The organism is Kitasatospora cheerisanensis KCTC 2395, from assembly GCF_000696185.1.
GTDB classification, from domain to species: domain Bacteria; phylum Actinomycetota; class Actinomycetes; order Streptomycetales; family Streptomycetaceae; genus Kitasatospora; species Kitasatospora cheerisanensis.
Genome location: NZ_KK853997.1, coordinates 6576939 through 6602455, shown reverse-complemented (window position 1 = coordinate 6602455; position 25517 = coordinate 6576939). Strand labels below are relative to the sequence as shown.

Sequence of the window (25517 nt, the reverse complement as noted above, 5' to 3'; positions counted from 1 at the left end):
CTCCCGCAGTGCGGCGCCGAGCCCGTCCGTGTCGGCCAGCAGCCGGCCCTCCGCGCACATGTGCAGCAGCGGCGAGCGCCCGGCGGCGGTCTCCTGCTCGGCGAAGCGGTGCCAGTCGGCCTCCGTCTGCACGAACAGCTCGACCGGCCAGCCCAGATGCCGTAGGTTCTCCCGGTACGGGGCGGGCGGGCCGGCCAGCAGCACCACGATGTCGAGGTCCGAGGTCGGGGTGCGCCGCGCGGTGAGCACGCTGCCCGCGACGAACGCCGCGCGCAGCTCGGGGAAGCGCGCCGCGACCAGGTCGCCGGCCGCCGCCACCGGGTCGGCGTCGGCGGGCACGGCGGGTGGGCGTCGCGTCATCCTGCGGTGAGCACCGAGCCCTGCGCGACCGCGCACAGCGTCCGGGTGCCGTCCGCCGCGACGGCGAAGATCTCGCACTGGCAGATCGCCTGCCGCCGCCCGCTGGACACCACGGTGGCCTCGGCCTCCAGCGAGACGCCGGTCGCGGGCCGCACGTAACTGATCGTCAGCCCGCCGGTCAGCACCGCCGGCCCGAGCGCCGTACCGGCCGCGAAGGTGAGGGCGTTGTCGGCGGCGTACGCCAGCACGCCGCCGTGGACGAAGCCGTTCTGCTGCTTGAGGTCCTCCCGGATGTCCAGCGCCAGGACGGCGCGGCCCGGCTCGAAGACCTCCACCCGGGCGCCGACCAGAACACTGAACGGCTGCTCGTCGAGGACCTTCTGGGCGAAGCGGAGTTCGGGCGTGAATGACGTCATACGGGGACGGACCTCCAAGTCGCTCTGGAGCGTACCCGCTGTTTCGTGGCCGGACCATCCCCACCCGACAAGACGCAACCCCTCGACGCCCCCGCGCACCTCACCACCACCCCGGGCCCGCCAGCGGCGGGGTCAGCGGAACTCGTGCACGAGCTCGATCTCGCCCACCAGGTGGCGGTTGAACTCGTTCAACTCCTCGGCGGGTACCCATAGTTCGAGGATGGTCTCGCCGCCGGCCTGCTGCACGGGGTAGCGGGACAGGAACGCGGTCTCGACCTCGAAGCGGGTCACGTAGCCGGCGCCGGACGCCGGGACGTTCCAGTCCCGGGCGATCCGGATCGCGTAGTCCTCGTTCAGGACGGGGTAGAAGATCGGCTGTTCGGGCAGGCGCGGTGGCCACGCCCGCCAGCCGGACGCGGCGACCAGGGCCAGCTCGGTGGGGCCGGTGGGGCGCCAGAGCGTGGTGGTCGTCGTCATGTCGCCACCGTAGAGCCGCTCTTGACGCCGTGACCAGCGATTTCTCAGCGGTAGGCGGCCTCGCCGGTGATGGCCTCGCCGAGGACGAGGGTGTGGATCTCGGAGGTGCCCTCGTAGGTGAGGACGGACTCCAGGTTGTTGGCGTGCCGGAGGACGGGGTACGCGGTGGTGATGCCGTTGGCGCCGAGGATGGTGCGGGCGGTGCGGGCGATCTCCAGCGCGGTGCGGACGTTGTTGAGCTTGCCGAAGGAGATGTGCGCGGGCTGGGCCCGGCCCTCGTCCTTGAGGCGGCCGATCCGGACGGCCACCAGGTAGGCCTTCTCCAGCTCCAGCGCCATGTCGACGAGCTTCTGCTGGGTGAGCTGGAAGCCGCCGATGGGCCGGCCGAACTGCTCGCGGTCGCGGGCGTACTCGACGGCGGCCCGGTAGCAGTCACGGGCGGCACCCACCGTCCCCCACAGGATGCCGTAGCGGGCCTCGCCGAGCCCGGACAGCGGGGCGCGCAGGCCGCGCGCCTCCGGCAGCATCGCGTCGGCGGGCAGCCGGACGCCGTCGAAGGCGAGTTCGCTGGTGACGGAGGCGCGCAGGGAGAGCTTGCCGGGGATGTCGGTGGCGGTGAACCCGGGGGTGCCGCGCGGGACGAGGAAGCCGCGGACGCCGTCCTCGGTGGCGGCCCAGACCACGGCGACGTCGGAGACCGAGCCGTTGGTGATCCACATCTTGGCGCCGTCGAGGATCCAGTCGCCGCCGTCGCGCCGGGCCCGGGTCCGCATCGCGGCCGGGTCGGAGCCGACCTCGGGTTCGGTCAGGCCGAAGCAGCCGACGGCCCGGCCGGCCGCCAGCTCCGGGAGCCAGCGCAGCTTCTGCTCCTCGGAGCCGTAGGCGTGGATGGAGCGCATGGCGAGCGAGCCCTGCACCGAGACGAAGCTGCGCAGCCCGGAGTCGGCGGCCTCCAGCTCCATGCAGGCGACGCCGTACTCGGTGGCGGTGGAGCCGGTGCAGCCGTAGCCGTCCAGGTGCATGCCGAGGACGCCGAGCTTGCCGAGCTCGGGGGCGATCTCGCGGACCGGGAAGGTGCCGTGCTCGAACCAGTCGGCGAGGTGCGGCCGGATGTGCCGCTCGGTGAAGGCGCGGACGGTGTCGCGGATCAGCCGCTCGTCCTCGGTGAGCAGCTCGTCGACCCCCAGCAGGTCGAGCGGGTCGGGACGGCCGGCGGGACGGCCGGAGGTGCGGTCGGCGGGGGCGGTGGCCATCGGGCGGGCTCCTCGGAGGGTTGCGGGGAACGGGGCTACCGAGGAGTATGCCGCCCGCCCGGCCCGGAGTCTTGACGCGCACAGAACGAGCTGATTCCCTATCAGGTCAGGAAACTTTCCTAACAGTTGCGCGCCGTCAGGCACCCGCACCCGGCGGCCCCCAGGCCGTCGGGCACCCCCGCGCCCGGCGGCGTCCAGGACTCCCGGAACGGTGACCCATGGCCAAGCACCTCCCCGCCCGCACGCTGCTCGCCCTCGCCGCCACCGCCGCCCTGACGGCCGGCGCACTCGCCCTGGCCCCCGCCGGACAGGCCGCCTCCCCCGACCCGGTCGGCCTCAACGCGCCCTACGAGTACCTGGGTTGGGGCAGCCCGCAGAACCCGGTGCAGGTGATGCAGGCCACCGGCGCCACCCAGTTCACGCTGGCGTTCATGCTCTCCGACGGCGGCTGCAACCCGAAGTGGGACGGCTCCCGGGCGCTCACCGGCGGCAGCGACCAGAGCACCGTCGACGCGATCCGGGCCGCCGGCGGCGACGTGCTGGTGTCCTTCGGCGGCTGGGACGGCAACAAGCTGGGCGAGAAGTGCAGTTCGGCGTCCGCGCTGGCCGGCGCCTACCAGAAGGTCATCGACGCCTACCGGTTGAAGGCGATCGACATCGACATCGAGAACACCGAGGCCGCGAACGCGACGGTCCGCCAGCGGGTGATCAGCGCGCTGAAGACGGTGAAGACCAACAACCCCGGCCTGAAGGTGTACGTGACCTTCGGCACCACCCCGACCGGCCCGGACTCCGTCGGCGTCGACCTGATCAAGAAGGGCGCGGCGGCCGGCCTCGCGGTGGACGGCTGGACCATCATGCCGTTCGACTTCGGCGGGCACAGCGGCTCGATGGGCACCGTCTCCACCCAGGCCGCCGACGGCCTGAAGAACGCGGTGGCGAGCGCCTACGGCTACGACTCGGCCACGGCGTACAAGCACATCGGGATCTCCTCGATGAACGGGAAGACCGACGAGTCGGACGAGACGGTCTCCACCACCGACTTCACGACCATCCTGAACTACGCGAAGTCCCACCACCTGGCCCGCTTCACCTTCTGGGCCGTCAACCGCGACCGCCCCTGCCCGTCCGGCACCTCGGCGGGCGACAGCTGCAGCGGCATCAGCCAGTCCGCCTACGCCTTCACCAAGATCATCGCCTCGTACCACGGCTGAGCCCCCGCACCACGGCTGACGCCCCGTCGGCCCGCGCCGGGCCACCCGGCCGGCGCGGGCCCGACACGCTCGCCGGGAACCGCGGGAATGCCCGGCGGCCGTGGAAGGCTGACGGGACCAGGAGGTGTCCCAACCATGGCGGACAGCAGGAACGAGCAGGGCTGGCGGACCGAGCACGACTCGATGGGCGAGGTCCGGGTGCCGGCGGCGGCCAAGTGGCAGGCGCAGACCCAGCGGGCGGTCGAGAACTTCCCGGTGTCGGGGCAGCGGCTGGAGCGCGCCCACATCGCGGCGCTGGCCCGGATCAAGGCGGCCGCGGCGACGGTGAACGCGCGCCTCGGCGTGCTGGAGGAGCCGGTCGCGGCGGCGATCCGCTCGGCGGCCGAGGAGGTCGCGGACGGCCGCTGGGACGACGAGTTCCCGGTGGACGTGTTCCAGACCGGCTCCGGCACCTCGTCGAACATGAACGCCAACGAGGTGATCGCCACCCTGGCCGCCGAGCGCCTGGGCCGCCCGGTGCACCCGAACGACCAGGTCAACGCCTCGCAGTCGTCGAACGACGTGTTCCCGTCCTCGATCCACATCGCGGCGACCGGCGCCGTGGTGCACGACCTGGTCCCGGCGCTGGAGCACCTGGCGGGCGCACTGGAGGCGAAGTCCGCGGAGTTCGCCGAGGTGGTGAAGTCCGGCCGCACGCACCTGATGGACGCCACGCCCGTCACCCTCGGCCAGGAGTTCGGCGGCTACGCGGCGCAGGTCCGGTACGGGGTGGAGCGACTGACGGCCGCGCTCCCCCGGGTCGCCGAACTGCCGCTCGGCGGAACGGCGGTGGGCACCGGCATCAACACCCCGCCCGGCTTCTCCGCCGCGGTGATCGCCGAGGTCGCGCGGGCGACGGGGCTGCCGCTGACCGAGGCCCGCAACCACTTCGAGGCGCAGGGCGCACGCGACGGCCTGGTCGAGCTGAGCGGTCAGCTGCGCACGATCGCCACCGGCTTCACCAAGATCGCCAACGATCTGCGCTGGATGGGCTCCGGCCCGCGCACCGGCTTGGGCGAGATCAACCTGCCGGACCTGCAGCCGGGGTCCTCGATCATGCCGGGCAAGGTCAACCCGGTGCTGCCCGAGGTGGTGCTGATGGTCGCCGCGCAGGTGATCGGCAACGACACGACCGTCACGGTGGCCGGCGCGAGCGGCAACTTCGAGCTGAACGTGATGCTCCCGGTGATCGCCCGCAACGTGCTGGAGTCGGTGCGCCTGCTGGCCAACGCCGCCCGCCTGCTGGCCGACCGCACCGTGGCCGGCATCACCGCGAACGCCGAGCGCACCCGCGAGTACGCCGAGTCCTCGCCGTCGGTGGTCACCCCGCTCAACCGGTACATCGGCTACGAGGAGGCCGCGAAGGTCGCCAAGCAGTCGCTCGCCGAGCGCAAGACCATCCGCCAGGTCGTGGTCGAGCGCGGCTACCTGGACCGCGGCCTGCTCACCGAGGCCCAGCTCGACGAGGCGCTCGACGTGCTCCGCATGACCCGCCCCGCCGACGCTTCCTGACACCCTGTCAGTCACTGGCGCAGCAGCGGAGAGCAGGCGTCCGCCCCGGCGGCGGACCGGGGCGGACGGGGAGGCGGCAAGGGTTGTTCAGTCGCGGCGCCGGGCCATGCCGGTCATGCCGGTGAAGGCGAGGCCGACGGCGGCCAGCGCGAGACAGGTCATCACGCCGCCGGTGATGACGTTGGTGAGGATGGTCCGGCGGACGTGCGCGCCGCCGTTGACCGCCCACGGGGCGATGACCGTCCATGCGCCGATCACCACGCAGGCCCAGGCCCTGGCGTGGGTCCGGCCGAACGCCGGGCCGTAGCCGGCCATCAGGACGGCGAAGGCGATGCCGAGCACCAGGTTGCTGATGGTGAGGCCGGGGAACTCGGAGAAGCCGACGACCCACGGGGAGATCGCGAGGAACAGGCCGGTGCAGATCGCCAGCGCCTCGACTCCCTGCGCGCCGGTCGTCGAGGTGACGGCTTCCGCGTGTTCGCGCAGGGCCAGGATGTCCGGATGGTGCTCCATACCCTTGGGTAGCTGGGTCGACACCAGAACCACCTCCTTGTGGTCGGGACATGCGAGCCAACTGGTCGCTACCCGGTCTGAGGTGAAAATAACGCTACCTACCGGTTCATTCTTATTTTTTACTTATCACCCGTTCTGTCCAGGTTTCCGCGCCCCGGGTTGCCCGACCTCTCCGCTCCCCTCCCGCGCGCGTACGGTGGAGAACGGAGAGGTTCCCCCATGTACTTCACCGATCGCACCGATGCCGGACGCCGGCTCGCCGCCGCGCTCGCCGACACCCCGACGCGCAGGACGCCGTGGTGGTGGCGCTCCCCCGCGGCGGGGCGCCGGTCGCGGTGGAGGTCGCGGCCGCGCTGGGCGCGCCGCTGGACGTGTGCGTGATCCGCAAGGTCGGGGTGCCGGGCCAGCCGGAGCTGGCGATGGGCGCGGTCGGCGAGGACGGCGCCCGGGTGGTCAACCAGACGGTGGTCGACGCGGCGGGCGTCACGCCCGAGCAGTTCGCGGCGGTGGAGGCCCACGAGCGGGCCGAACTCGCCCGCCGCGCGGCCGCGTACCGGGCGGGCCGGCCGCCGGTGCCGCTCGCCGGGCGCACCGTGCTGGTGGTGGACGACGGGGTGGCGACCGGGTCGTCCGCGCTGGCGGCGTGCCGGATGGTGCGGGCCCGCGGCGCGTCCCGGGTGGTGCTGGCGGTGCCGGTCGCCCCGCACGACTGGACGTCCCGGCTGGCCGGCGCGGCGGACGCGTTCGTCGCCGTGCACGCCCCGTCCCGGTTCCTCGCCGTCGGCGAGTTCTACCAGGACTTCCGGCAGACCACCGACGACGAGGTGCTGGCCGCGCTGGCCCGCGCGAACCAGCCGCACCACCCGGTGGTCGAGGTGCACGAACTGGCCTTCCCGACCGGGCCGGCAAGTGTCGCGGTGCCCGAACACCCGCTCGGCGTGGTGCTGTTCGCGCACGGCAGCGGCTCCGGCCGGGACAGTCCGCGCAACCGGCAGGTCGCCGAGCGGCTGCACCGGGAAGGCCTGGCGACCGTGCTGTTCGACCTGCTGACGCCCCGTGAGGCGGAGGACCGCTGGAAGGTGTTCGACCCGGGCCTGCTGGGCGGCCGCCTCGCCGAGGCGACCCGCACGGTGCGCCGCCACCCGCCGCTGGCGGGGCTTCCGTTCGGCTACTTCGGGGCGAGCACCGGCGCCGCCGCCGCGGTGTGGGCCGCCGCCGAGCGGGACGCCGAACCGGGCGCGATCGTCTCCCGGGGCGGCCGCCCGGACCTGGCGCGCGCCCGGCTGCCGCTGGTGACCGCGCCGACGCTGCTGATCGTCGGCGGCGCGGACGAGGAGGTGGTGGAGCTGAACCGGCAGGCCCGCTCCGAGCTGCGCTGCGAGAGCGCCCTGCAGGTCGTCCCCGGTGCGGGCCACCTGTTCGCGGAGCCGGGGGCGCTGGAGACCGTCGCCGACCTGGCCACGCAGTGGTTCGCCCGGTACCTCACGATCCGTCAACCTGGCGGCGATCGGGCGGAACACTGAGCAATCCGCCCAGTCGGACCGGCCGTCCGCTGCTCATCTTGTACACATTGAGCAGCAGGAATCGGACCTGTTGCCCACCTCACCCGGCAGGAGGAAGCTCCTCGCAACCGACCTCGACGTGGAGGAATGCACCAATGACCGCCGACGCCGCTGTTCAACTGACGCCCGAGGAGCTGGAGGCCGGCCTCACCGCCGAGCAGCTGCGCACCCTGGTGGGCCTGGTCGAGTACGACGCCTCGACCGACCCGTTCCCGGTGACCGCCCAGGACGCCGTCGTCTTCGTGGTCGGCAACGCGACCCAGACCGCCCTGCACTACCAGGCCGTCTTCGGCATGGAGCTGGTCGCGTACTCCGGCCCGGAGACCGGCCGCCGCGACCGCAAGGCCTTCGTGCTGCGCTCCGGCTCCTGCCGCTTCGTGATCAAGGGCGGCGTGCTGCCGGACAGCCCGCTGCTGGAGCACCACCGCCGCCACGGCGACGGCGTCGTCGACCTGGCGCTGGAGGTCCCGGACGTGGACAAGTGCATCGAGCACGCCCGCGCCCAGGGCGCCACCGTCCTGGAGGAGCCGAACGACGTCTCCGACGAGAACGGCACCGTCCGCCGCGCCGCGATCGCCGCCTACGGCGAGACCCGCCACACCCTGATCGACCGCTCCCGCTACCACGGCCCGTACCTGCCGGGCTACATCGCCAAGGAGACCTCGGTGGTCCGCCCCGAGGGCGCCCCGAAGCGGCTGTTCCAGGCGCTGGACCACGCGGTCGGCAACGTCGAGCTCGGCAAGATGGACGAGTGGGTGTCGTTCTACAACCGGGTGATGGGCTTCGTGAACATGGCGGAGTTCGTCGGCGACGACATCGCCACCGACTACTCGGCGCTGATGTCGAAGGTGGTCGCCAGCGGCAACCACCGGGTGAAGTTCCCGCTCAACGAGCCGGCGATCGCCAAGAAGAAGTCGCAGATCGACGAGTACCTCGAGTTCTACACCAGCCCCGGCTGCCAGCACATGGCGCTGGCCACCAACGACATCCTCACCACCGTCGACGTGCTGCGTTCGCGCGGCGTGGAGTTCCTGAACACCCCGGACTCCTACTACGACGACCCGAAGCTGCGCGAGCGCATCGGCAAGGTCCGGGTGCCGATCGACGAGCTGAAGTCGCGCGGCATCCTGGTCGACCGGGACGAGGACGGCTACCTGCTGCAGATCTTCACCAAGCCCATCGGCGACCGGCCGACCGTGTTCTTCGAGTTCATCGAGCGGCACGGTTCGCTGGGCTTCGGAAAGGGCAACTTCAAGGCGCTCTTCGAGGCGATCGAGCGCGAGCAGGAGCAGCGCGGCAACCTCTGACGGACAGTCACCAGGGCGACGAGGGAGAAGCGGGACGATGGCGTACTACCGGCAGCTGGGCTCCGTGCCACCGAAGCGGCACACCCAGCACCGCACCCCCGAGGGGGGCCTCTACTACGAGGAGCTGATGGGCGAGGAGGGCTTCTTCTCGGACTCCTCGCTGCTGTACCACCGGCACATCCCGTCGGCGGTGACGGCCGCCTCGGTGTGGGAGCTGCCGGACCAGTCCACCACCGCGAACCTCCCGCTGCTCCCCCGTCACCTGAAGCTGCACGAGCTGTTCCCCGGCCAGGAGTGGAAGTCGGCGGACGTCGTCACCGGCCGCCGGCTGGTCCTCGGCAACGCGGACGTGCGGATCTCCTACGTGGCGGCTGGCTCGCCCAGCGAGCTGTACCGCAACGGCCTGGGCGACGAGTGCGTGTACGTGGAGTCGGGCGCCGGCGTGCTGGAGTCGGTGTTCGGCACCCTGACGGTCGGTCAGGGCGACTACGTGATCATCCCGCGGGCGACCACCCACCGCTGGGTGCCGACCGGGGACGAGCCGCTGCGCGCCTACTGCATCGAGGCGAACAGCCACATCACCCCGGCCCGCCGCTACCTGTCCAAGTACGGGCAGCTGCTGGAGCACGCCCCGTACTGCGAGCGCGACCTGCGCGGCCCCGAGGGCCCGCTGCTGGTCGACGGCGGCGAGGTGGACGTGCTGGTCAAGCACCGCGGCCCGGGCGGCGTGGTCGGCACCCGCTACACCCTGCCGGACCACCCGTTCGACGTGGTCGGCTGGGACGGCTGCCTGTACCCGTACGCCTTCAACATCGCGGACTTCGAGCCGATCACCGGCCGGGTGCACCAGCCGCCGCCGGCGCACCAGGTGTTCGAGGGCAACAACTTCGTGATCTGCAACTTCGTGCCGCGCAAGGTGGACTACCACCCGCTGTCGATCCCCGTTCCGTACTACCACGCGAACGTGGACAGCGACGAGGTGATGTTCTACTGCGGCGGCAACTACGAGGCCCGCAAGGGCTCCGGCATCGGACAGGGGTCGATCTCGCTGCACCCCGGCGGCCACACCCACGGCCCGCAGCCGGGCGCGTACGAGCGCTCGATCGGCGTGGAGTTCTTCGACGAGCTGGCGGTCATGGTAGACACCTTCCGCCCGCTGGAGCTCGGCGAGGCTGCCACCGCCAGCGAGGACCCGAACTACGCGTGGACCTGGGCGAGGCGATGAACGTACCCGAGCTGTACCGCGGGCTGTTCGACGACGCGGCGGTCTTCCCGCCCGGCGACCTGCCGCTGGCCGACGCCGTGCCCGCGCACCTGGCGCACCGGGCCGCCCCGTACGCGGCGGCGGTCGGCCCGCTGCTCGCGCCGGTCGACAAGCTGCCCGAACTCGTGGCGCTGGCACCGCGGTTCCCGATCGGTGTGACCGTACCGACCGGCCGGCTGGCGGAGGCCCTGAAGTCCGCCGCCGGGCTGCCGCTGGCCGGCGTCGAGTACGTGGCCGGCGAGGACGTCCGGGCCGCGGTGGCGGAGCTGGACGCACTGCTGCCGGAGGGCGTCGCCGCCGCCGTCGAGGTGCCCCGCTCCGAGCGGATCGAGGACTCCCTGGACGCGCTGGCCGGCACCCCGTACCGCGCCAAGTACCGGACCGGCGGCCTGAGCTACCCGGCGTTCCCGAGCGTCGCCGAGCTCGCCGCGTTCCAACTGGCCTGTGCCGAGCGCGAGTTGCCGTACAAGTGCACGGCGGGTCTGCACCACGCGGTGCGGCACACCGACCTGGGCACCGGCTACGAGCACCACGGCTTCCTCAACGTCCTGCTGGCGGCCGGGGCTTCGGACCGCGAGCAGGCCGTCGAACTGCTCGCGGAGCGCGACGGGGCCCGGCTGGCGACCGCCGTGCAGTCGCTGACGGACCATCAGACCGCGCGGATCCGCGCCTCGTTCACCGCCTTCGGCACCTGTAGCATCGCCGAGCCGTTGGAAGACCTCGCCCGACTCGGCCTCCTGGAGAACTCTTGACCACCACCACCTGGCTCGATCTGCCCGCGGACTCGCCGTTCGGCGTGCACAACCTCCCCTACGGCGTCTTCACCGCCCCCGACCGGCCCGGCCGGCGGCGGATCGGCGTCCGGATCGGCGAGCGGGTGCTGGACGCCGGCGCGGCCGCCCGGGCGGTCGGCAGCCCGTCCCCGCTGCTCGACGCCGAGACGCTCAACCCGCTGATGGCGGCGGGCCGTTCGACCTGGCAGGCGGTCCGCGCCGGCCTCACCGAGTGGCTCACCGACACCGCCCACCGGGCCGCCGTCGAGCGCTGCCTGATCGACCTGGCCGAGGTCGAACTGCACCTGCCGTTCGAGGTCGGCGACTACGTCGACTTCTACGCCTCGGAGCACCACGCCACCAACCTGGGCAAGATCTTCCGCCCCGGCCAGGAGGCGCTCACCCCGAACTGGAAGCACCTGCCGATCGGCTACCACGGCCGCTCCGGCACCGTCGTGGTCTCCGAGACCCCGGTGGTCCGCCCGTCCGGGCAGCGCAAGGCCCCCGCCGACGCGGCGCCGTCCTTCGGGCCGAGCCGCCGCCTGGACATCGAGGCCGAGGTCGCGTTCGTCGTCGGCGCACCCAGCACCATGGGCACGCCGGTGCCGCTCGCCGACTTCGCCGAGCACGTGTTCGGCGTCTGCCTGCTCAACGACTGGTCGGCGCGCGACATCCAGGCCTGGGAGTACGTGCCGCTCGGCCCGTTCCTCGGCAAGTCCTTCGCCACCTCGCTCTCGCCCTGGGTGGTGCCGCTGGACGCCCTCCAGCACGCCCGGGTCACCCCGCCGGCCCGCGACGTCGAGCTGCTGCCGTACCTCGACGACCGGGACGCCGAGCCGTGGGGCCTGGACCTGGCGATCGAGGTCGCGCTGAACGGGCACCCGATCTCCCGGCCGCCGTTCGCCACCATGTACTGGACCGCCGCCCAGCAGCTGGCCCACCTCACCGTGAACGGCGCGAGCCTGCGCACCGGCGACCTGTTCGCCTCCGGCACGGTCTCCGGCCCCGAGCCGGAGACCCGCGGCGCGCTCATCGAACTGACCTGGAACGGCGAGCACCCGCTCAAGTTCCCCGACGGCACCCGGCGCACCTTCCTGGAGGACGGCGACGAGGTGTCCATCACCGCCACCGCCCCCGGCCCGGGGGGCTGCGGGTCGGGTTCGGCGAGGTCACCGGACGGATCATCGGCTGATCCGCCCTCGCGGGCTGCGGGTACGTCAACCACGTGCCCGCAGCTCGCCGCATTTCGGGTGAGGTTGCGGGCCCGCAAACCCGTCCACCGCTAGAAGTTGACGCGACATCACGCGGCTCCGTCCCGAACCGGTCCTCCCACGCCCGGTGCCCGAGAGGACGCGCCGCACCGCTCGCGGACAACTCTCTCCCCGGAGGACCCCGATGACGAAGCTGCGCACCCTGATCTGCGGAGCCGCGTTCGCCGCCGCCAACCTGCTGATGCCCGCCCCGCAGGCCCACGCCGCCCCGCCCGCGCCCTGGTCCGTGCCGCTCTGCGGCTACGCCCCGCGCGCCTTCGCCCCCACCGAACCCGTGCTGCTCACCACCGCGCTGCGCCCCTGCTGACCCGCGCCCGGGCCCGCCGCACCCCGCACTCACCGTCCGCCCGGGCGGGCCCGGTACCGTGCACGGGAAGATCTTCGTACTTTCCGTGCATCCCGGATCGGAGCGTGGCGATGGACACCCCACAGGACGTGCTGGTCGAACGGACCGGCAGCACCGGCCGCATCACCCTCAACCGCCCGCGCGCCCTCAACTCGCTCACCCACGGCATGCTGGAGACCGTCCGCGCCGCCCTCGACGTCTGGGCCGAGGACGACCGGATCACCGCCGTCCTGCTCACCGGCGCGGGCGACCGCGGCCTGTGCGCGGGCGCCGACATCCGCGCCATCCACGACGACGCCAAGCTCGGCGGCGCCGGCGGCCGGGCGTTCTTCCGCGTCGAGTACCCGCTCAACGAGCTGATCTCGCGCTACCCGAAGCCCTACCTGGCGCTGATGGACGGCATCACCATGGGCGGCGGCGTCGGCCTGTCCGCGCACGCCGCGGTCCGGGTCGTCACCGAACGCTCCGCCGTCGCCATGCCCGAGACCCGGATCGGCCTCGTCCCCGACGTCGGCGGCAGCCGGCTGCTCGCGCTCGCCCCCGGCGAACTCGGCACCCACGTCGGCCTCACCGCCGCCACCATGACCGCCGGCGACGCCCTGTACTGCGGCTTCGCCGACCACTTCCTGCCCTCGGCCGCGCTGCCCGCGCTGCTCGCCGCCGCCGACCCGGTGGCCGCGCTGGCCGGGCTCGCGCAGCCCGCCCCCGCCTCCGAACTCGCCGCGCAGCGCGAGTGGATCGACCACTGCTACGCCGCCGACACCGTCGAGGAGATCCTCGACCGGCTCCGGGCCACCGGCCTCGCCGAGGCCAAGGAGGCCGCCGAGCAACTGCTCGGCAAGTCCCCCACCATGCTCAAGGTCACCCTCGCCGCGCTGCGCCGGGCCCGCACCCTGCCCACCCTGGCCGCCACCCTCGACCAGGAGTACCGGATCTCCTGCGCCGCGCTGGCCCACCCCGACCTGGTCGAGGGCATCCGCGCCCAGGTCGTCGACAAGGACCGCAACCCGCGGTGGAGCCCCGGCACGCTCGCCGCGGTCGGCCCCGAGGACGTGGCCCGCTTCTTCGCCGTCCCCGAGGGCGGTGACCTGGGACTCGCGAGGTGACCATCGTCTCGCCTGTCGAGACTGGTATCCGGGGCGGTGTTCGGAGATCGTATCCACCGTCAGTTCAGTGTTCCGCTCAGCGTGGAGAGGATAAGCGGCGATGACCGAGTACGAGACGATCCTGGTGGACCGCAAGGGCCGGGTCGGCATCATCACCCTCAACCGCCCCAAGGCGCTCAACGCGCTCAACACCCAGCTGATGACCGAGGTGGTCGCGGCGGCCAAGGCCTTCGACCGGGATCCCGAGATCGGCGCCCTGGTGGTCACCGGCTCCGAGAAGGCCTTCGCGGCCGGGGCCGACATCAAGGAGATGCAGGACAACCGCTTCCCCGACGTCTACCTCGACGACTGGCTGGGCCCCTGGGACGAGCTGGGCCGCCTCCGCAAGCCCGTGGTCGCCGCCGTCGCCGGCTACGCCCTGGGCGGCGGCTGCGAGCTGGCCATGCTGTGCGACATCCTGATCGCCGCCGACACCGCGAAGTTCGGCCAGCCGGAGATCAAGCTCGGCGTCATCCCCGGCATCGGCGGCTCCCAGCGCCTCACCCGCGCCGTCGGCAAGGCCAAGGCCATGGACCTCTGCCTCACCGGCCGCATGATGGACGCCGAGGAGGCCGAGCGGGCCGGCCTGGTCTCCCGGATCGTCCCCGCCGAGCAGCTCCTGACCGAGGCCCTTGCCGTCGCCGAGACCGTCGCGGCGATGTCCCTCCCCGCCGCGGTCATGATGAAGGAGTCCGTCAACCGCGCCTTCGAGACCACCCTCGCCGAGGGCGTCCGCTTCGAACGCCGCCTGTTCCACGCCGCGTTCGCCACCGCGGACCAGAAGGAGGGCATGACCGCCTTCGCCGAGAAGCGCCCGGCCGCCTTCACCAACAAGTAGCCGCAACGCCGGCACCGGCACGCCGAAGCCCCGCCGGGCGCGGGCGACTCGGAGGAGTCACCTGCCCGACGGGGCTTCGCTGCGTACCGCTCCGGCGCCGGCGGACCTGTCAAACCGCCGTGCCCCGCACGCTCGCAGGACCACCGCGGGGATGCCGGTGTCCTGCCGGGTCGATCAGAAGTGGATCATCCACTGGAACGCGTTGTCCGCGCTGCTCACGTGCATGCCGCTGCGGGTGCCGTAGGCGAGCTTGTTGTTCCAGTTGTACTCCTCCACGTCGAAGGAGCCGTCGGAGTAGACCGCGTTGACGTAGGCGACGTGGCCGTAGATGATCCCGTCGCTCGCCCGGTGGACGTCGTTGACGGCGATGGCGCCGACGGACGGGGTGGTGTTGACGGTGATGCCGAGGCGGCGGGCCGCGTCGTCCCACTGCGCGGCATTGCCCCAGGTGGTGCCGCCGTAGGAGTTGCTGAAGTTCGAGACGCCGAGACGGCTGGCGATGCGGTAGGCCGCGAAGGCGGTGCAGTTGTTGGCGGCGAAGCCGCGGGTCCCGCCGTCGAAGTCGTTGGTGGCGTTCTCGTTGCTGCCGCTGCCGCCGCCGCCGAGGAACTGGTGCGAGGCGTTGTTGTTCTTCAGCGTGGAGTTCAGGTTGCCCTTGGCGCCGGGGGCGAAGTCCTGGTACGAGCCGGCGTAGCCGCTGTTGAAGTAGACGCGGACGGTCTGCCCGGAGCGGTTCCACACCGACGCGGCGTTGTTCTTGATGCAGACGCCCTGGCCGTTGCCCGCGCTCTTGAAGTCGTAGCAGCTCGGCTGGGTGTCGCCGTAGTTGCTGAGCGAGCCGGTGAAGTCGGAGATCGAGCCGGCGTTGTCGCTGTTGTAGTAGTAGCAGAACTCACCGGAGTCGCAGGAGCCGTCGCGGGACGCGGCGAACGCGGGGGTGGCCCCGACGATCGGCACGGCCAGCGCGAGCGTGGTGCCGGCGACGGTCAGCATGGTGCGTATCTTCTTCACTGCTGTCTCTTCTCGTGGTGTGTCGTGGAGCGGTGCGTGGTGGTACGCGGGTGGAGCCGCGCGCGGTCAGTGGGTGCGCTGGTACTGCTCCCAGGTCTGGATGGTGATGCGCGGGCCGTCGTCGGCGCCGTGGTTGGCCAGGCCGTTCAGACCGAGGTAGTAGTCGCCGGTCTGGTTCTGGGCCTGGGTGGCCAGGTCGGTGTCGTTGATCGCCGCGGCGTGGATGTGCCACGGCCAGTTGCCCTGGGTGGGGTTGCGGACCCAGGCGGCGAAGCCGACCTGACGCAGCACCAGGGCCACGTTGTTGCGGGTGGCGCTGGTCATGCCGTCCACGTTGATGTCCACGACGCCGCCGCCGTCGTGGGTGCCCGCGGAGGTTGGGTCGCCGCCCGGGTTGTACGAGCCCTGGTCCAGGGTCAGGTGGAAGCCCAGGAGGCGCTCGGCCTCGGTGAGCATGTTCTGGGTCCGGGTGTTGACGGTGTATCCGTCGCGCTGCAGCTTCGCGCCGGGACCGATCGTGCGGGTCAGGGTGTAGCGGCCCTGCCCCAGCGAGGTGAGCGAGGTGACGCCGGGCAGCCCGTTGGCGTCCAGGCCGCTGAAGCCGAGGGAGCGCTGGTAGGCGGCGTAGGCGGTGGTGGTGCTGGTGCCGAAGTAGCCGTCCACCCACTGGGCGGCGAGGAAGCCGCGGGCCTGCAGGGCCTGCTCGACGGCCAGGACGGAGTCGTGGGCTCCCGGGGTCTGCGTGCTGTCGGCGCGCCGGGGGTCGATCTGGGCGGCCAGCACGGTGGCTTCCATGTCCACCACGGGCAGCACGGTGGCGGTGGCCGACGACTCCCCGGCCGGGGGCGTCGGGGTGGCCGCGTGGGCCTGCGCGGCGCTCAGCACCAGGCCGCTCAGCACGGCGACGGCCGTGAGCAGTCGGGTGGCGGCGGTCCGGGTCTTGGTGACGGATGCCATGCGGTGGTTCCTTCTCGTTCGTTGGAGGATCGGTCCCGCCCCGCCCGGTGCCGCGCACCGGGCGGGATCAGGGTTCCGACGGGCCGGGGACCACTGCTGCTCGATCGACGACCGGCGTCGGAGAACGCGCCGATCGGTCGTCAACAGCCGTCCCGGGGCCCGGTGTTGCGAGGGCCGGCCGGTGGGCCGGGCGGTCAGCAGCGGACGTCGGTCTTGCCGACGGCGTCACCGGCGACCGGCCACGGGCCGGTGCCGTTCCAGCCGATGGCCTGGGTGCACTGCGACAGGGTGTCGGCGCCGGAGGACCAGATCTCCACCATGTTGTCGTTGCACTGGACGTCCTGGATGGTGGTGCCGGTGACGATGCTGGTGCACCCCTGCCAGCTGCTGTGGGTGTCGCGGTAGCCCTGCCACACGTACATGTAGGCGTAGTTCTTGCCACAGCCCTTGTACTGCTTCACCGACGCCATGGTCTGGCCGCCGACGGTGACGTAGCCGGTGACACCGATCTGCGTGACGCTGGAGCAGCCGGCCGGAGTGGCGGCGCTGACGGACTCGGAGACGGCGGTGGTGGCGCTGGCGACACCGGGAGCGATGCCGAACATCGGGATGGCGAGGGCCGTGACGGCAGCGATCTTGGTGAGCATGCGCATGGTGGACACATTCCTTTCGGGGAACGGGAGTTGGAGGAGATTCCGCCGGCCGCACCCAGGAGGGCTCCGGGGCGCGCGGACTCCGGCGGACGGGACAAGGGAGCCCGTGACGGCCACCGCATCGGCCGTCGGGGCTGTCGCTCTCGGGCGGATTGCTTCCCGAGCGGACGTCAGGGGCCCGGCCGGTCCGCGGGGTTCGGACGGCGGCGGGCAGGTGGGGGCGGACCTCTCGACGCGACCGCGGGCGTGCGGTCGGCGGAGCCGTGGACTCGGCTCGCGGAGGTCTCAGACGAGGGCGAGGCGCCAGCCGCGCAGGGCCGGCACGTGCTGCAGGGCGCGTTCACAGACGCGGCGGAGGCTGGCGGCCGCCGCGTCCGGAGTGTCCGCGATGACCGCGGCAGCGATGCGGCACCGATCGGCGTCGACCCGGGCGCGGAGGTGTTCCACGCGGTCCTCGGGTCGGCTGTGGAGCCAGATCAGATCGGTGACCGCCGCAGGCGTCAGTCGCAGTGGCACCGGGTCAGGACTGGTGAGAGTCACCGCGACCAGGTGCACCTGAGCGGGTCAGCTCTGCGCGGGCGGCGCGGCCGGAGCGATGTCCCAGTCGAAGCCGGTGCTGGCGGCGGTGCGTTGGCCGCCGGCCGGGCGGTCGGCGGTGCTGCCGGCCATGGCGCCGGAGCCCAGGCCGAGGGTGAAAGCAAAGACCAGACCGGTGCAAACGATGCGTATGGAGTGGGCCACGACTGTTCCCTCCTGATTCGTAACCATGCTGCGTCCGTGGGAAGTTCGCGGAACCCGCCCCGGATATCGCGGCGCTTTCCGCGCCGCCGAGGAAGATCTTGCCTCCGGGGCGAGTCGGTGTCACGACTTCGGGGGTGGCACCAAGTAGCGGGGCAACTACGTGCCAGATCATTTCGTCTGCGGAAAGCATTGCATCGCCGACCGCGGCGAAGCGATGATGATGATCATCGACCCGGGGGAGAATCGCGTGGTGTTACAAGCACTCGGATTGAACGCACTGACGGAGAGCGTCTACCGGACCCTGCTGGCCGAGCCGGACAGAGGGGTGGAGCAGATAGCCGCCAAACTGCACCTGTCGGAGGCGGAGGTACGGGAAGCACTCGACGAACTGCTGGAACTGACGCTGCTGCGGCCCGCGAGCGACTCCCGCAATCTGCGGGCCGTCAGCCCGGAGGTGGGACTGACCAGACTGCTCGCCCACAACCAGAACCAACTGCTCCATCGCCAGCAGCAGTTGGAGAGCGCCCGGACCGCGATCGCCGCGCTCTCCGCCGAGTACCTCGACCGGCGGCTCGACGACGAGATGGTCCTGCGGCTGGACTCCCTCGACGCCGTCCGCGACCGGCTGGAGGAACTCGCGGCGACCGCGCAGGAGGAGTGCCTGTCCCTGATGCGCGGAGGCGCCGTGCGCCCCGATTCCATCCAGGCCGGCAAGCACCCCAACCAGCTGGCCCTGGAGCGCGGAGTGGCCATCCGCAGCATCTTCCAGGAGAGCTTCCGCAACGACCCCGACACCCTGCGCTATGCCCGCTGGCTGGCCGATCTGGGCGGCATGACCCGCACCGTGCCCTTACTTCCGATGCGACTGGTGATAGTCGACCGCAGCATCGCCCTGATACCGAGCGACCCCGCCGACGGCCGCCGCGGCGCCCTGGAGCTGCACGGCGCGGCCCTCATCCAGCCCCTGTGCGCACTGTTCGAGGAACTCTGGCGCAACGGCTCCGACTTCGGGCAGCCCGCCGCCCGTGACGACCAGGACCTCACCGGCTCCGAGCGCGCCCTGTTGCAGTTGCTGGGCCAGGGCCACACGGACGAGTCCGCCAGCCGCAAGCTGGGCCTCTCCCTGCGAACGGTGCGTCGAATGATGAAAGACCTGATGGATCGTCTGGGCGCGGAAAGCCGCTTCCAGGCGGGCGCCCAGGCCGTGCGGAAGGAATGGCTGTGATCGCGCCATTTTCGGCGGCCGGATTTCGAGGTTCGGGAACGGAGTGAACCGGTCCGGGTTCGCCCGCGGGTTCCGCATTCGTGGACTGCGGAACCCGCGGTGCGAATTCCGCACCCGAAGGCGGCAGTTCCGGCTCCGGACGGGCGGCGCGGCCGTCAGTCCTGCCGGAACTCGACCACCCGGTTGTTCCCGTCGACGTCCACGTGGACGGTGCCGCCGGCGACCTGGTAGGTGAAGCGGCGGCGCCCGCCCTGCCCGCCGTGCGGGTCGAACGCCGGCTCGCCGGCGGTGATGCGGCCGGCGGCCCACTGGGCGAGGAAGCGGTCGGCGGTCTCGCGGGCCTGCTGGTCGGTGGCGGGGCCGCTGTCCGCTTCCCCGGGGAGGAAGGCCCCGTCCAGGTCGCGCAGCAGGCCGGACGGCCAGTCCAGGGTGAAGTACTCGTGTTCGAGGGTGACGGCCAGCCGCTCGATCCCGGGGCCGAGCAGTTCGTGCTGGACGGCGACCACCCGGACGCCGGGGCCGAACAGCAACTCGGCGTCGCGGCGGGCGAGTTCGCGTTGCGGCCCGGTGGCCCCGGAGGTGCCGGTGGCGACCGTCGGCTCCAGCACCATGAACTGGAGGGCCAGCACCGGCGCCCCGAGGGCGACGGCCATCGCGGAGCCGAACGCCAACTCCCGCCCGCCGGGCCGGATCCGCCGCCGCTGGACCAGCCGCACGGCGCAGCCGAGCAGGACGCCCGCCAGCCCGCCGAGGGTGTTCGCGGCGAGGTCGCCGCCGTCGCAGGCCCGGCCGATGAACGGCAGCAGGCCCTGGACGGTCTCGGTGACGCCGGTCAGGGCGAGGACGCCGACGGCGACCGTCGCGGGCCGGCCGAAGGCGAGCACGCCGAGCAGGCCGATGGGGACGTACATCAGCAGGTTGAGCTGTCCCTGTTCCGCGTTGAGGGTGAAGCCGAGGTCGGCGCCCCAGGCGCAGGACGGGTCCTGGGCGCCGCCGGGGCCGGTGGGGCACAGGGTGGCGACCAGCTCCCCGGCCAGGACGACGGCGAGCAGGACGGTGGACCAGCGCGGCAGGCCGCGCCGCGCGGCGAGCGCCCACCCGCCGGAGCCGAGCAGCACGGCCAGGACCAGGAAGGCCGGGATCAGGGCCGTGTTGTTGTTCAGGATCGCGCTGATCATCGACGCCCCGTCAGTTCCCCTTGCGGCGCCCCGGGTTGGGGCCGCCGACGCTCACTGGATGATACGGGCCAGGCCGGCCCGGGTCGCGGCGATCACGATGTGGTCGCCGGGCACCAGGCGGCGGGAGCGGTCGGCGAAGTTCCACTGGTAGGCGTCGGCGCGGCGTTGCAGGCGGACGGCGACCACCCGGACGCCGCCGGTGGCCTCCAGGTCGCCGATGTTCTGGCCGGCCAGTCCGGAGCCCTCCTCGACGGTGAGTTCGGCGACCAGCAGGACGTGCCGGAACACCGAGAGGGTGCCGAGGACGTCCCGGCCCATCAGGGCGGCGGCGAAGGCGGGCGCGGCCAGGTAGGAGACCGAGCGGGAGGCGACGTTGCCGAGGGTGGCGTACACGTGGTGGGCGAAGTCGTCGTCGAACAGGCGGACCACGATGCGGACTTCGGGCCGGACGGCGCGGGCCTCCAGGGCGGCTTCCAGGTTGGCGGCGTCGTCGGAGGTGACGGCGGCGACCGCGCGGGCGTGCTTGACCCGGGCCTGCTTGAGCTGCGCCTCCAGCGGGCCTTCGCCGATCAGGACGGGGATGCCGAGGGCGCGGGCTGCGGCGATGCCGCGGGCCTGCGGATCGCGTTCCAGGCAGACCACGGGCAGGCCGGTGGCGTGGACCAGGGTGGCGACCCGGGTGCCGACGTTGCCGAGGCCGACCACGATGACGTGGTCGCGGGTGCGGGCGCCGGGCGGCCGGGGCAGGCCGCGCCGGCCGCTGGCCAGCGCCTCGACCACGATGGCGGTGGCGAGCGGCACGAAGGTGATGCCGCAGAAGGTGATCAGCACCTGGGCGGCGCGCGCCCACGGGTCGCCGAGGGCCTGGTCGCCGGGCAGGTCGGGCTGGGCGGCGCCGGCCGCGTCCAGCAGCGTGGAGTAGAGCGTCCAGCCGAGGCCGGGCGGGTGCTGGGTGCGGTAGTAGAGGACGACCGCGCCGACCACGATCGCGGCGAAGGCGGTGACCAGGATCATCCGCAGCCGGGTGTTGGTGAAGTACTTGAGGCTGTCCAGCAGCCACCACTTGATCCGCTTGGCGAGCGGCTGGCGGAGCGCCGGCTCGTTGTCGAGGGGCTGGAGCGCGGCGAGTCCGCCGGGTTCGTGGGCGGGCGACAGGTCGGGGCGGCCGAGTTCGATCGGGCCCTCGCCGGAGCCGAAGCGCTCGGCGATCCGGATGAAGTCGGCGGCCCGGCCGCCGGTGTCGGGCAGCAGCCGCAGCCGGGTGAGGTCCTGACGGTCGATCCGGTCGGCGACCAGGCAGATCTGGTTGCTGTGGATGTCCTCGTCGTAGGCGACGTACAGGTGGCGTCCGCCGACCTCGACGGAGTGCGGGCGGCCGAGCGCGCCGTTGGCGAACGCGGGGGCGGCGGTCGCGGAGGCGGACAGCGCCGCGCAGTTGGGCAGCAGCTTCTCCAGGTGCTCGCCGAGCCGCTGGTTGAAGATCCGCAGCACGATCCGCACCCCGTGGTTGCGGTTCTCGGCGGCCATCGCGGCGTGGATGTTCTCCTGGTCGGTGCCGTCCATCAGCGCGATGCCCCGGGCCCGCTCGACGCCGGCCGCGCCGAGCGCCTCGCCGGTCAGCGTGGAGTACTCCAGGACGGCCGCGACGCCCGGTAACTGGGCGATGGCGGGCCCGTGTTCGCGGGCGAGGTCCGGCACCACGGCGATCACCGGCACCTCGTACTGCTCGGTGAGTTCGAGGATCAGCCGGTGGGCGAGCGAGTTGCCGCCGCAGACGATGTAGTGGCCCTCGACCGCCCCGGCCCGCCGCCGTCCCCCGTGCCGTCCCCCGCGCCGTCGACCCCGCTCGGTGGGCTCCCCCGCCCCTGATCCGTCATAGCGTCAGATGGTAGACGGCCCGTCAGGACGCCCGGGTGAACGGACGGTATCGGATCCGGGTGCGAACGGGACGCTCCGGTTCGTCCGTTCGGCGGAGTCCGTGGTGCCCGCGGGCGGGACGGGCGTCGAGGGTGGGAGGTGATCGTGTCCCGCAGCGGCAATCCCGGAGGAGCCATGGCAGACCCTTATCGGACCGAGGACCGTCCCGGCCTGGCCGGGCCGTTCCAGCAACTGGCGCGGCTGGCCTGGCAGGCGGTGCTGACGGGGGGTCTGATCTCGTTGGCGCTGGGAGTGGTGGTCCTGGTGTGGCCGAAGCAGACGCTGTGGGTGGTGGGCGTCCTGTTCGGCCTGTACCTGCTGGTGATCGGCGTGGTGCAGCTGGTCGCGGCGTTCGGGACGCACGCCTCGACGGCGCTGCGGGTGCTGGCGTTCGTCAGCGGCGCGATCTGCGTGCTGCTGGGGCTGCTGTGCTTCCGCTCGGCGGCGCAGTCGATCCTGCTGCTGGCGCTGTGGATCGGCATCGGCTGGCTGTTCCGCGGCATCACCCAACTCGCGGCGGTGGCTTCCGATCCGCTGATGCCGGCCCGCGGCTGGCAGGGCTTCATCGGCACGCTGAACCTGCTGGCCGGCATCGTGCTGATGGTGTGGCCGGCGCACTCGATCACCGCGCTGGCGATCCTGGCGGGCTGCGGCCTGCTGGTGATCGGCGTGGCCGAGATCGTCGCGGCGCTGCAGATCCGCAGCGGCGCGAAGCAGTTCCCGCGCGAGCTCTGACGGCCCGTCACCGCAGCGAAGGGGCCCGCCCGGGAGGGCGGGCCCCTTCGCGGTGTCACCTCCCGGCGGGAACGGGCTGTTCGGGGGCCAGCGAGTTGCCGGCCGGGATCCGGCCGCAGTCGCTGGGGGCGCTCTTCCCGGCGAACCGGTCGTTCAGGTAGGCGACCGCGGTGGGCGCCCACGGGACGGCGGTGCCGAGGTGGCTGAGCAGGTCGTACTGCTGGTACGCGATCCGGCTGTTGCCGGTGGCGCAGTACTGCCGGGCCAGCGCGCGGACGTCGCCGGCCACCATCACGCCGTCGCCGGTGCCGATGCCGGGCAGGTTGCTGAAGGTGCCCTCCAGGACGCCCGCGTTGCCCTGCGCGAGGTAGCCGGGGACGGTGGGCGTCGCGGCCGAGCCGAGGTTGACCTTGTTGACGGCGGCCAGGAACGCGGGGATCGAGTTCGGGTCGGAGTACTCCGGCTTCGCGAGCTTCTTCCAGGTCAGCCCGGGGTACTGGCCGAGCGCGTTGACGATCGAGGCGTCCTGCATCTTCGCGTACACCTGCTTGCCGTAGTCGCTCAGGTAGGGCGTCAGGTCGAGGTCGTAGGCGCGGGCGACGCCGATCACCGCCATCGGGATGACGCCGGGCCAGACCACCCCGCCGTCCACGTACTTGAGGTTGTGCGCCGGGTCGACCAGCAGGCCGCCCTCGGCGAAGCCGACCAGCCGCCGGTTGACGTCCGGCGCGTAGCCGGGGGCCAGCGCGGCGGCCCAGTTGGTGGCGATCGCGCCGCCGGAGTAGCCGAGCAGGCCGAACCGGGTGTCCGCGTTCAGGCCGGTCGCCGGGGACGCGGACACCGCGCGGATCGAGTCCAGCGTGGTGGTGCCGTACTCCGGTCCGGCGGCGAAGTCGGCGCGCTGGCCCTCGGTGTCGGGGATCACCACGTCGTAGCCCTGGAGCACGAACGGCACCACGAACAGCGCCTCCGCGTTGGCGATCGCCCCGCCCAGGGTGAGGCCGCCGGCGATCGCCCGGGACGGGCTGTCGGCGGGGTTCAGCGAGTCGTAGAACGACTGGTACGACACCGCCCGCGACCCGTCGCTGCCCAGCCCCCGCACCACCGTGGTCACCCCGGCGGACGGGCGGCCCTGCGCGTCGGTGGTGCGGAACAGCAGCTGCACGGCCTGCACCGGGGTGGGCACGCCCAGCAGGTGGTACGAGAGGGTGCGGGTCTTCAGCACGGTGCCGGGCGCGAACGAGGACAGCGGGGCACTGCCGTCGTAGGTGTAGAACGCGTCGGCCTGGGCGGTGGCGGCGGAGGCGCCGACGGCAGGGGCCGCGGTGGCGAGGGCGGCGGCGGCGAGGGCGGTGGCGATCGTCCGGGCGACGGCTCGGTACATGGCTCTCCCGTTTCTGAACTGGGGGTGGGGGTGCGCGACCTGAGGGGGGTTCGGTGGGGGGATCGCGCGAGTTACCTACGGGTAGGTAACCTCCGGGAAACCATCATGGACGCGTCGACCCGCCACGTCGCCGGGCCGCGGCACAGAGATTCGCGAGGTGGATTGTGACCGCACCCAACGCCGGACTCGCCACCCCCGAACCGCGGTTCGGGGGCACCCCCGCCCACCTGCGCCTGCTCGCCCTCGCCCCCGCGCTCGCCGCCGACGTGATGACCCGCCTGCTGGAGCGCCTCCCCGCCTACCACGCCCTCCCGCCCGAGCAGCTCCGCGGCGAGACGATCCGTCAGATCGAGCGCGGCATTCGGGCCTTCGTCGAGGTCCTGCGCACCGGGCAGCTGCCCGGCGAGGACGAACTCGCCCGCATCCGCGAGTCCTCCGCCCGGCGGGCGGACGAAGGCGTCCCGCTGGAATCGGTGGTCGGCGCCTACCACCTCGGCGCCCAACTGTGCGCCGCCCGCCTGCTCGCCGAGGCCGGACCCGCCGACCTCGCCGACCTCGCCACCGCGCAGGACCGGCTGCTCGGCTGGCTGCGGGTGGTCAGCTGCGCGGTCGCGGCCGGCTATGTCCAGGAACGGCAGGCCGCGCTCGGCGACGAACACGTCTCCCGGCAGGCCCTGCTCTCCCGCCTGCTCGAAGGCGGCGACCCGCGCACCGCCGCCGACCGGGCCGGTGTCCGGCTCCCCGCCCGCTACCTGGTGCTCTCGCTCGCCATCGGCCCGCACCCCGACGAGACCCGCCCCGGCGTCAACCACACCGTCGCCGCCCGCCGCAAGCTCCGCCGCCTGCGCGCCGAGCTGGAGCGCCACTGCGCGCCGCTCACCGCCCTCACCACCGACGGCGGGGCCGCCCTGCTGCCCGACGACACCGCCGCCCCCGCCGAGGCCCTCGACCGGGACGGCCTGACCGCGCTCGTCGACCGGCTCACCCGCGCCTGCGGCGCACCCCTGGTCGCCGCCGCGGTGGCGGCCCCGCCGGCCGAGGTCGCCGCCGCCGTCCGGCTGGCCGCCGAGATCCGGCAGGTCGCCACCGCGGCCGGCCGCGGCCCCGGCCTGCACCTGCTCTCCGACGTGCTCCTCGAGTACCAGCTCAGCCGGCCGGGACCGGCCCGCGACGCCCTCGCCGCGCTCCTCGCCCCGCTCGCCGACCGGCCCGAACTCCTCGACACCCTGCGGGCGTTCCTCACCCACGACCTCGACCGGCGGCGCACCGCGACCCACCTGCTGGTGCACCCCAACACCGTCGACTACCGCCTCCGCCGCACCGCCGCCCTCACCGGCCTGCACCCCACCCGCGGCCCCGATCTCCTCACCCTCCGCGCCGCCCTCGCCGCCCACGACGCGCCGCCGGGCAACCCGGGCTGACGGAG

General features: G+C 72.7%; 25 protein-coding genes and 1 pseudogene. 13 read left to right on the top strand and 13 right to left on the bottom strand.

Annotated features, from left to right (window positions below; all coding sequences use genetic code 11):
• The 4 genes from KCH_RS42820 to KCH_RS29605 form a co-directional block, all read right to left on the bottom strand.
• Positions 1-360: nucleotidyltransferase domain-containing protein (locus tag KCH_RS42820; RefSeq protein WP_167574147.1), on the bottom strand; the 360-nt coding region annotated here is incomplete at its 3' end.
• Entirely contained in the window at positions 357-776 is a 420-nt protein-coding gene (locus KCH_RS29615; protein ID WP_035868016.1) for a PaaI family thioesterase, read from the bottom strand. The genes KCH_RS29615 and KCH_RS42820, both read right to left, overlap by 4 nt.
• Before the next feature lie 132 nt (positions 777-908).
• Positions 909-1253 carry a hypothetical protein gene (locus KCH_RS29610; RefSeq protein ID WP_035868014.1) on the bottom strand — a complete coding sequence of 115 codons (345 nt, stop codon included), beginning with the start codon at positions 1251-1253 and terminating at the stop codon, positions 909-911.
• Between the two features lie 44 nt (positions 1254-1297).
• Complete coding sequence (locus KCH_RS29605) at positions 1298-2506, bottom strand: acyl-CoA dehydrogenase family protein (protein ID WP_051653585.1); 1209 nt, start codon at positions 2504-2506, stop codon at positions 1298-1300.
• Between the two features lie 218 nt (positions 2507-2724).
• Between KCH_RS29605 and KCH_RS29600 the strand changes: the two genes are divergently transcribed.
• The gene (locus KCH_RS29600) at positions 2725-3720 is read left to right on the top strand and encodes a chitinase (protein ID WP_035868012.1); all 996 of its coding nucleotides are present in this window, start codon (positions 2725-2727) and stop codon (positions 3718-3720) included.
• Between the two features lie 135 nt (positions 3721-3855).
• On the top strand, positions 3856-5271 hold the full coding sequence (locus KCH_RS29595; RefSeq protein ID WP_035868009.1) for a class II fumarate hydratase: 1416 nt from the start codon (positions 3856-3858) through the stop codon (positions 5269-5271).
• An 87-nt stretch (positions 5272-5358) separates the two neighbouring features.
• On the opposite strand, the gene KCH_RS29590 is transcribed toward KCH_RS29595, so the two are convergent.
• A complete protein-coding gene (locus KCH_RS29590) occupies positions 5359-5808 on the bottom strand; it encodes an SPW repeat protein (protein WP_084223993.1) in 450 nt (149 codons plus the stop codon).
• Between the two features lie 275 nt (positions 5809-6083).
• On the opposite strand from KCH_RS29590, the gene KCH_RS29585 reads away from it, so the two are divergent.
• The 8 genes and pseudogenes from KCH_RS29585 to KCH_RS29550 all read left to right on the top strand — a co-directional run bounded on the left by KCH_RS29585 (position 6084) and on the right by KCH_RS29550 (position 14290).
• On the top strand, positions 6084-7307 hold the full coding sequence (locus tag KCH_RS29585) for a phosphoribosyltransferase family protein (RefSeq protein WP_341865431.1): 1224 nt from the start codon (positions 6084-6086) through the stop codon (positions 7305-7307).
• 134 nt (positions 7308-7441) lie between these two features.
• Positions 7442-8653, top strand: a complete 1212-nt coding sequence (hppD, locus tag KCH_RS29580) for a 4-hydroxyphenylpyruvate dioxygenase (RefSeq protein WP_035868006.1) — start codon at positions 7442-7444, stop codon at positions 8651-8653.
• Positions 8654-8690: 37 nt separating this feature from the next.
• Positions 8691-9878: a homogentisate 1,2-dioxygenase gene (locus KCH_RS29575; protein WP_035868004.1), complete on the top strand. Its 1188-nt coding sequence runs from the start codon at positions 8691-8693 to the stop codon at positions 9876-9878.
• The gene (locus tag KCH_RS29570) at positions 9857-10669 is read left to right on the top strand and encodes a hypothetical protein (protein ID WP_244305482.1); all 813 of its coding nucleotides are present in this window, start codon (positions 9857-9859) and stop codon (positions 10667-10669) included. Before KCH_RS29575 ends, KCH_RS29570 begins: the two co-directional genes overlap by 22 nt.
• Positions 10666-11882: pseudogene (fahA, locus tag KCH_RS29565) on the top strand (fumarylacetoacetase). The gene KCH_RS29570 and the pseudogene fahA overlap by 4 nt, the downstream one beginning before the upstream one ends.
• Before the next feature lie 203 nt (positions 11883-12085).
• Positions 12086-12268 carry a hypothetical protein gene (locus KCH_RS29560; protein ID WP_035868003.1) on the top strand — a complete coding sequence of 61 codons (183 nt, stop codon included), beginning with the start codon at positions 12086-12088 and terminating at the stop codon, positions 12266-12268.
• Between the two features lie 110 nt (positions 12269-12378).
• Positions 12379-13413, top strand: a complete 1035-nt coding sequence (locus tag KCH_RS29555) for an enoyl-CoA hydratase/isomerase family protein (RefSeq protein ID WP_035874383.1) — start codon at positions 12379-12381, stop codon at positions 13411-13413.
• A gap of 100 nt (positions 13414-13513) precedes the next feature.
• Entirely contained in the window at positions 13514-14290 is a 777-nt protein-coding gene (locus KCH_RS29550; protein WP_035868001.1) for an enoyl-CoA hydratase, read from the top strand.
• 174 nt (positions 14291-14464) lie between these two features.
• Here KCH_RS29550 and KCH_RS42815 read toward each other — a convergent pair whose 3' ends face one another.
• The 5 genes from KCH_RS42815 to KCH_RS41785 all read right to left on the bottom strand — a co-directional run bounded on the left by KCH_RS42815 (position 14465) and on the right by KCH_RS41785 (position 17652).
• Positions 14465-15301 carry a CHAP domain-containing protein gene (locus KCH_RS42815; RefSeq protein ID WP_167574145.1) on the bottom strand — a complete coding sequence of 279 codons (837 nt, stop codon included), beginning with the start codon at positions 15299-15301 and terminating at the stop codon, positions 14465-14467.
• Between the two features lie 66 nt (positions 15302-15367).
• The gene (locus tag KCH_RS29540) at positions 15368-16258 is read right to left on the bottom strand and encodes a peptidoglycan-binding domain-containing protein (protein ID WP_208866000.1); all 891 of its coding nucleotides are present in this window, start codon (positions 16256-16258) and stop codon (positions 15368-15370) included.
• 194 nt (positions 16259-16452) lie between these two features.
• On the bottom strand, positions 16453-16911 hold the full coding sequence (locus KCH_RS38000; RefSeq protein WP_051653584.1) for a hypothetical protein: 459 nt from the start codon (positions 16909-16911) through the stop codon (positions 16453-16455).
• Between the two features lie 285 nt (positions 16912-17196).
• Positions 17197-17466: a hypothetical protein gene (locus KCH_RS29530; RefSeq protein ID WP_035867998.1), complete on the bottom strand. Its 270-nt coding sequence runs from the start codon at positions 17464-17466 to the stop codon at positions 17197-17199.
• A gap of 9 nt (positions 17467-17475) precedes the next feature.
• Positions 17476-17652 carry a hypothetical protein gene (locus tag KCH_RS41785; RefSeq protein WP_157032246.1) on the bottom strand — a complete coding sequence of 59 codons (177 nt, stop codon included), beginning with the start codon at positions 17650-17652 and terminating at the stop codon, positions 17476-17478.
• A 268-nt stretch (positions 17653-17920) separates the two neighbouring features.
• Between KCH_RS41785 and KCH_RS29525 the strand changes: the two genes are divergently transcribed.
• Positions 17921-18877, top strand: coding sequence for a helix-turn-helix domain-containing protein (locus KCH_RS29525; RefSeq protein WP_244305481.1), 957 nt, complete (start codon positions 17921-17923; stop codon positions 18875-18877).
• A gap of 155 nt (positions 18878-19032) precedes the next feature.
• On the opposite strand, the gene KCH_RS29520 is transcribed toward KCH_RS29525, so the two are convergent.
• Together KCH_RS29520 and KCH_RS29515 are read right to left on the bottom strand one after the other, a co-directional pair.
• Positions 19033-20055 (bottom strand): VanZ family protein, encoded by a 1023-nt coding sequence (locus KCH_RS29520; protein ID WP_035867996.1) that lies wholly within the window; start codon positions 20053-20055, stop codon positions 19033-19035.
• Positions 20056-20106: 51 nt separating this feature from the next.
• The gene (locus KCH_RS29515; protein WP_279635948.1) at positions 20107-21834 is read right to left on the bottom strand and encodes an NAD-binding protein; all 1728 of its coding nucleotides are present in this window, start codon (positions 21832-21834) and stop codon (positions 20107-20109) included.
• 273 nt (positions 21835-22107) lie between these two features.
• Between KCH_RS29515 and KCH_RS29510 the strand changes: the two genes are divergently transcribed.
• Positions 22108-22707 (top strand): HdeD family acid-resistance protein, encoded by a 600-nt coding sequence (locus tag KCH_RS29510; protein ID WP_051653583.1) that lies wholly within the window; start codon positions 22108-22110, stop codon positions 22705-22707.
• 55 nt (positions 22708-22762) lie between these two features.
• Here the strand turns inward: KCH_RS29510 and KCH_RS29505 are convergent, their stop codons facing one another.
• A complete protein-coding gene (locus KCH_RS29505; RefSeq protein WP_035867990.1) occupies positions 22763-24091 on the bottom strand; it encodes a lipase family protein in 1329 nt (442 codons plus the stop codon).
• A gap of 164 nt (positions 24092-24255) precedes the next feature.
• On the opposite strand from KCH_RS29505, the gene KCH_RS29500 reads away from it, so the two are divergent.
• Positions 24256-25512 carry an RsbRD N-terminal domain-containing protein gene (locus KCH_RS29500; RefSeq protein WP_051653582.1) on the top strand — a complete coding sequence of 419 codons (1257 nt, stop codon included), beginning with the start codon at positions 24256-24258 and terminating at the stop codon, positions 25510-25512.
• Positions 25513-25517: the final 5 nt, after the last annotated feature.

What these genes read in the sequence shown, in the direction of transcription:
- KCH_RS29615 (WP_035868016.1), bottom strand. Translation starts at nt 776, where the DNA reads ATGACGTCATTCACGCCCGAACTCCGCTTCGCCCAGAAGGTCCTCGAC.
- KCH_RS29610 (WP_035868014.1), bottom strand. Translation starts at nt 1,253, where the DNA reads ATGACGACGACCACCACGCTCTGGCGCCCCACCGGCCCCACCGAGCTG.
- KCH_RS29575 (WP_035868004.1), top strand. Translation starts at nt 8,691, where the DNA reads ATGGCGTACTACCGGCAGCTGGGCTCCGTGCCACCGAAGCGGCACACC.
- KCH_RS29595 (WP_035868009.1), top strand. Translation starts at nt 3,856, where the DNA reads ATGGCGGACAGCAGGAACGAGCAGGGCTGGCGGACCGAGCACGACTCG.
- KCH_RS29555 (WP_035874383.1), top strand. Translation starts at nt 12,379, where the DNA reads ATGGACACCCCACAGGACGTGCTGGTCGAACGGACCGGCAGCACCGGC.
- hppD (WP_035868006.1), top strand. Translation starts at nt 7,442, where the DNA reads ATGACCGCCGACGCCGCTGTTCAACTGACGCCCGAGGAGCTGGAGGCC.
- KCH_RS29505 (WP_035867990.1), bottom strand. Translation starts at nt 24,091, where the DNA reads ATGTACCGAGCCGTCGCCCGGACGATCGCCACCGCCCTCGCCGCCGCC.
- KCH_RS29540 (WP_208866000.1), bottom strand. Translation starts at nt 16,258, where the DNA reads ATGGCATCCGTCACCAAGACCCGGACCGCCGCCACCCGACTGCTCACG.
- KCH_RS29510 (WP_051653583.1), top strand. Translation starts at nt 22,108, where the DNA reads ATGGCAGACCCTTATCGGACCGAGGACCGTCCCGGCCTGGCCGGGCCG.
- KCH_RS29550 (WP_035868001.1), top strand. Translation starts at nt 13,514, where the DNA reads ATGACCGAGTACGAGACGATCCTGGTGGACCGCAAGGGCCGGGTCGGC.
- KCH_RS29605 (WP_051653585.1), bottom strand. Translation starts at nt 2,506, where the DNA reads ATGGCCACCGCCCCCGCCGACCGCACCTCCGGCCGTCCCGCCGGCCGT.
- KCH_RS29560 (WP_035868003.1), top strand. Translation starts at nt 12,086, where the DNA reads ATGACGAAGCTGCGCACCCTGATCTGCGGAGCCGCGTTCGCCGCCGCC.
- KCH_RS38000 (WP_051653584.1), bottom strand. Translation starts at nt 16,911, where the DNA reads ATGCGCATGCTCACCAAGATCGCTGCCGTCACGGCCCTCGCCATCCCG.
- KCH_RS29520 (WP_035867996.1), bottom strand. Translation starts at nt 20,055, where the DNA reads ATGATCAGCGCGATCCTGAACAACAACACGGCCCTGATCCCGGCCTTC.
- KCH_RS29600 (WP_035868012.1), top strand. Translation starts at nt 2,725, where the DNA reads ATGGCCAAGCACCTCCCCGCCCGCACGCTGCTCGCCCTCGCCGCCACC.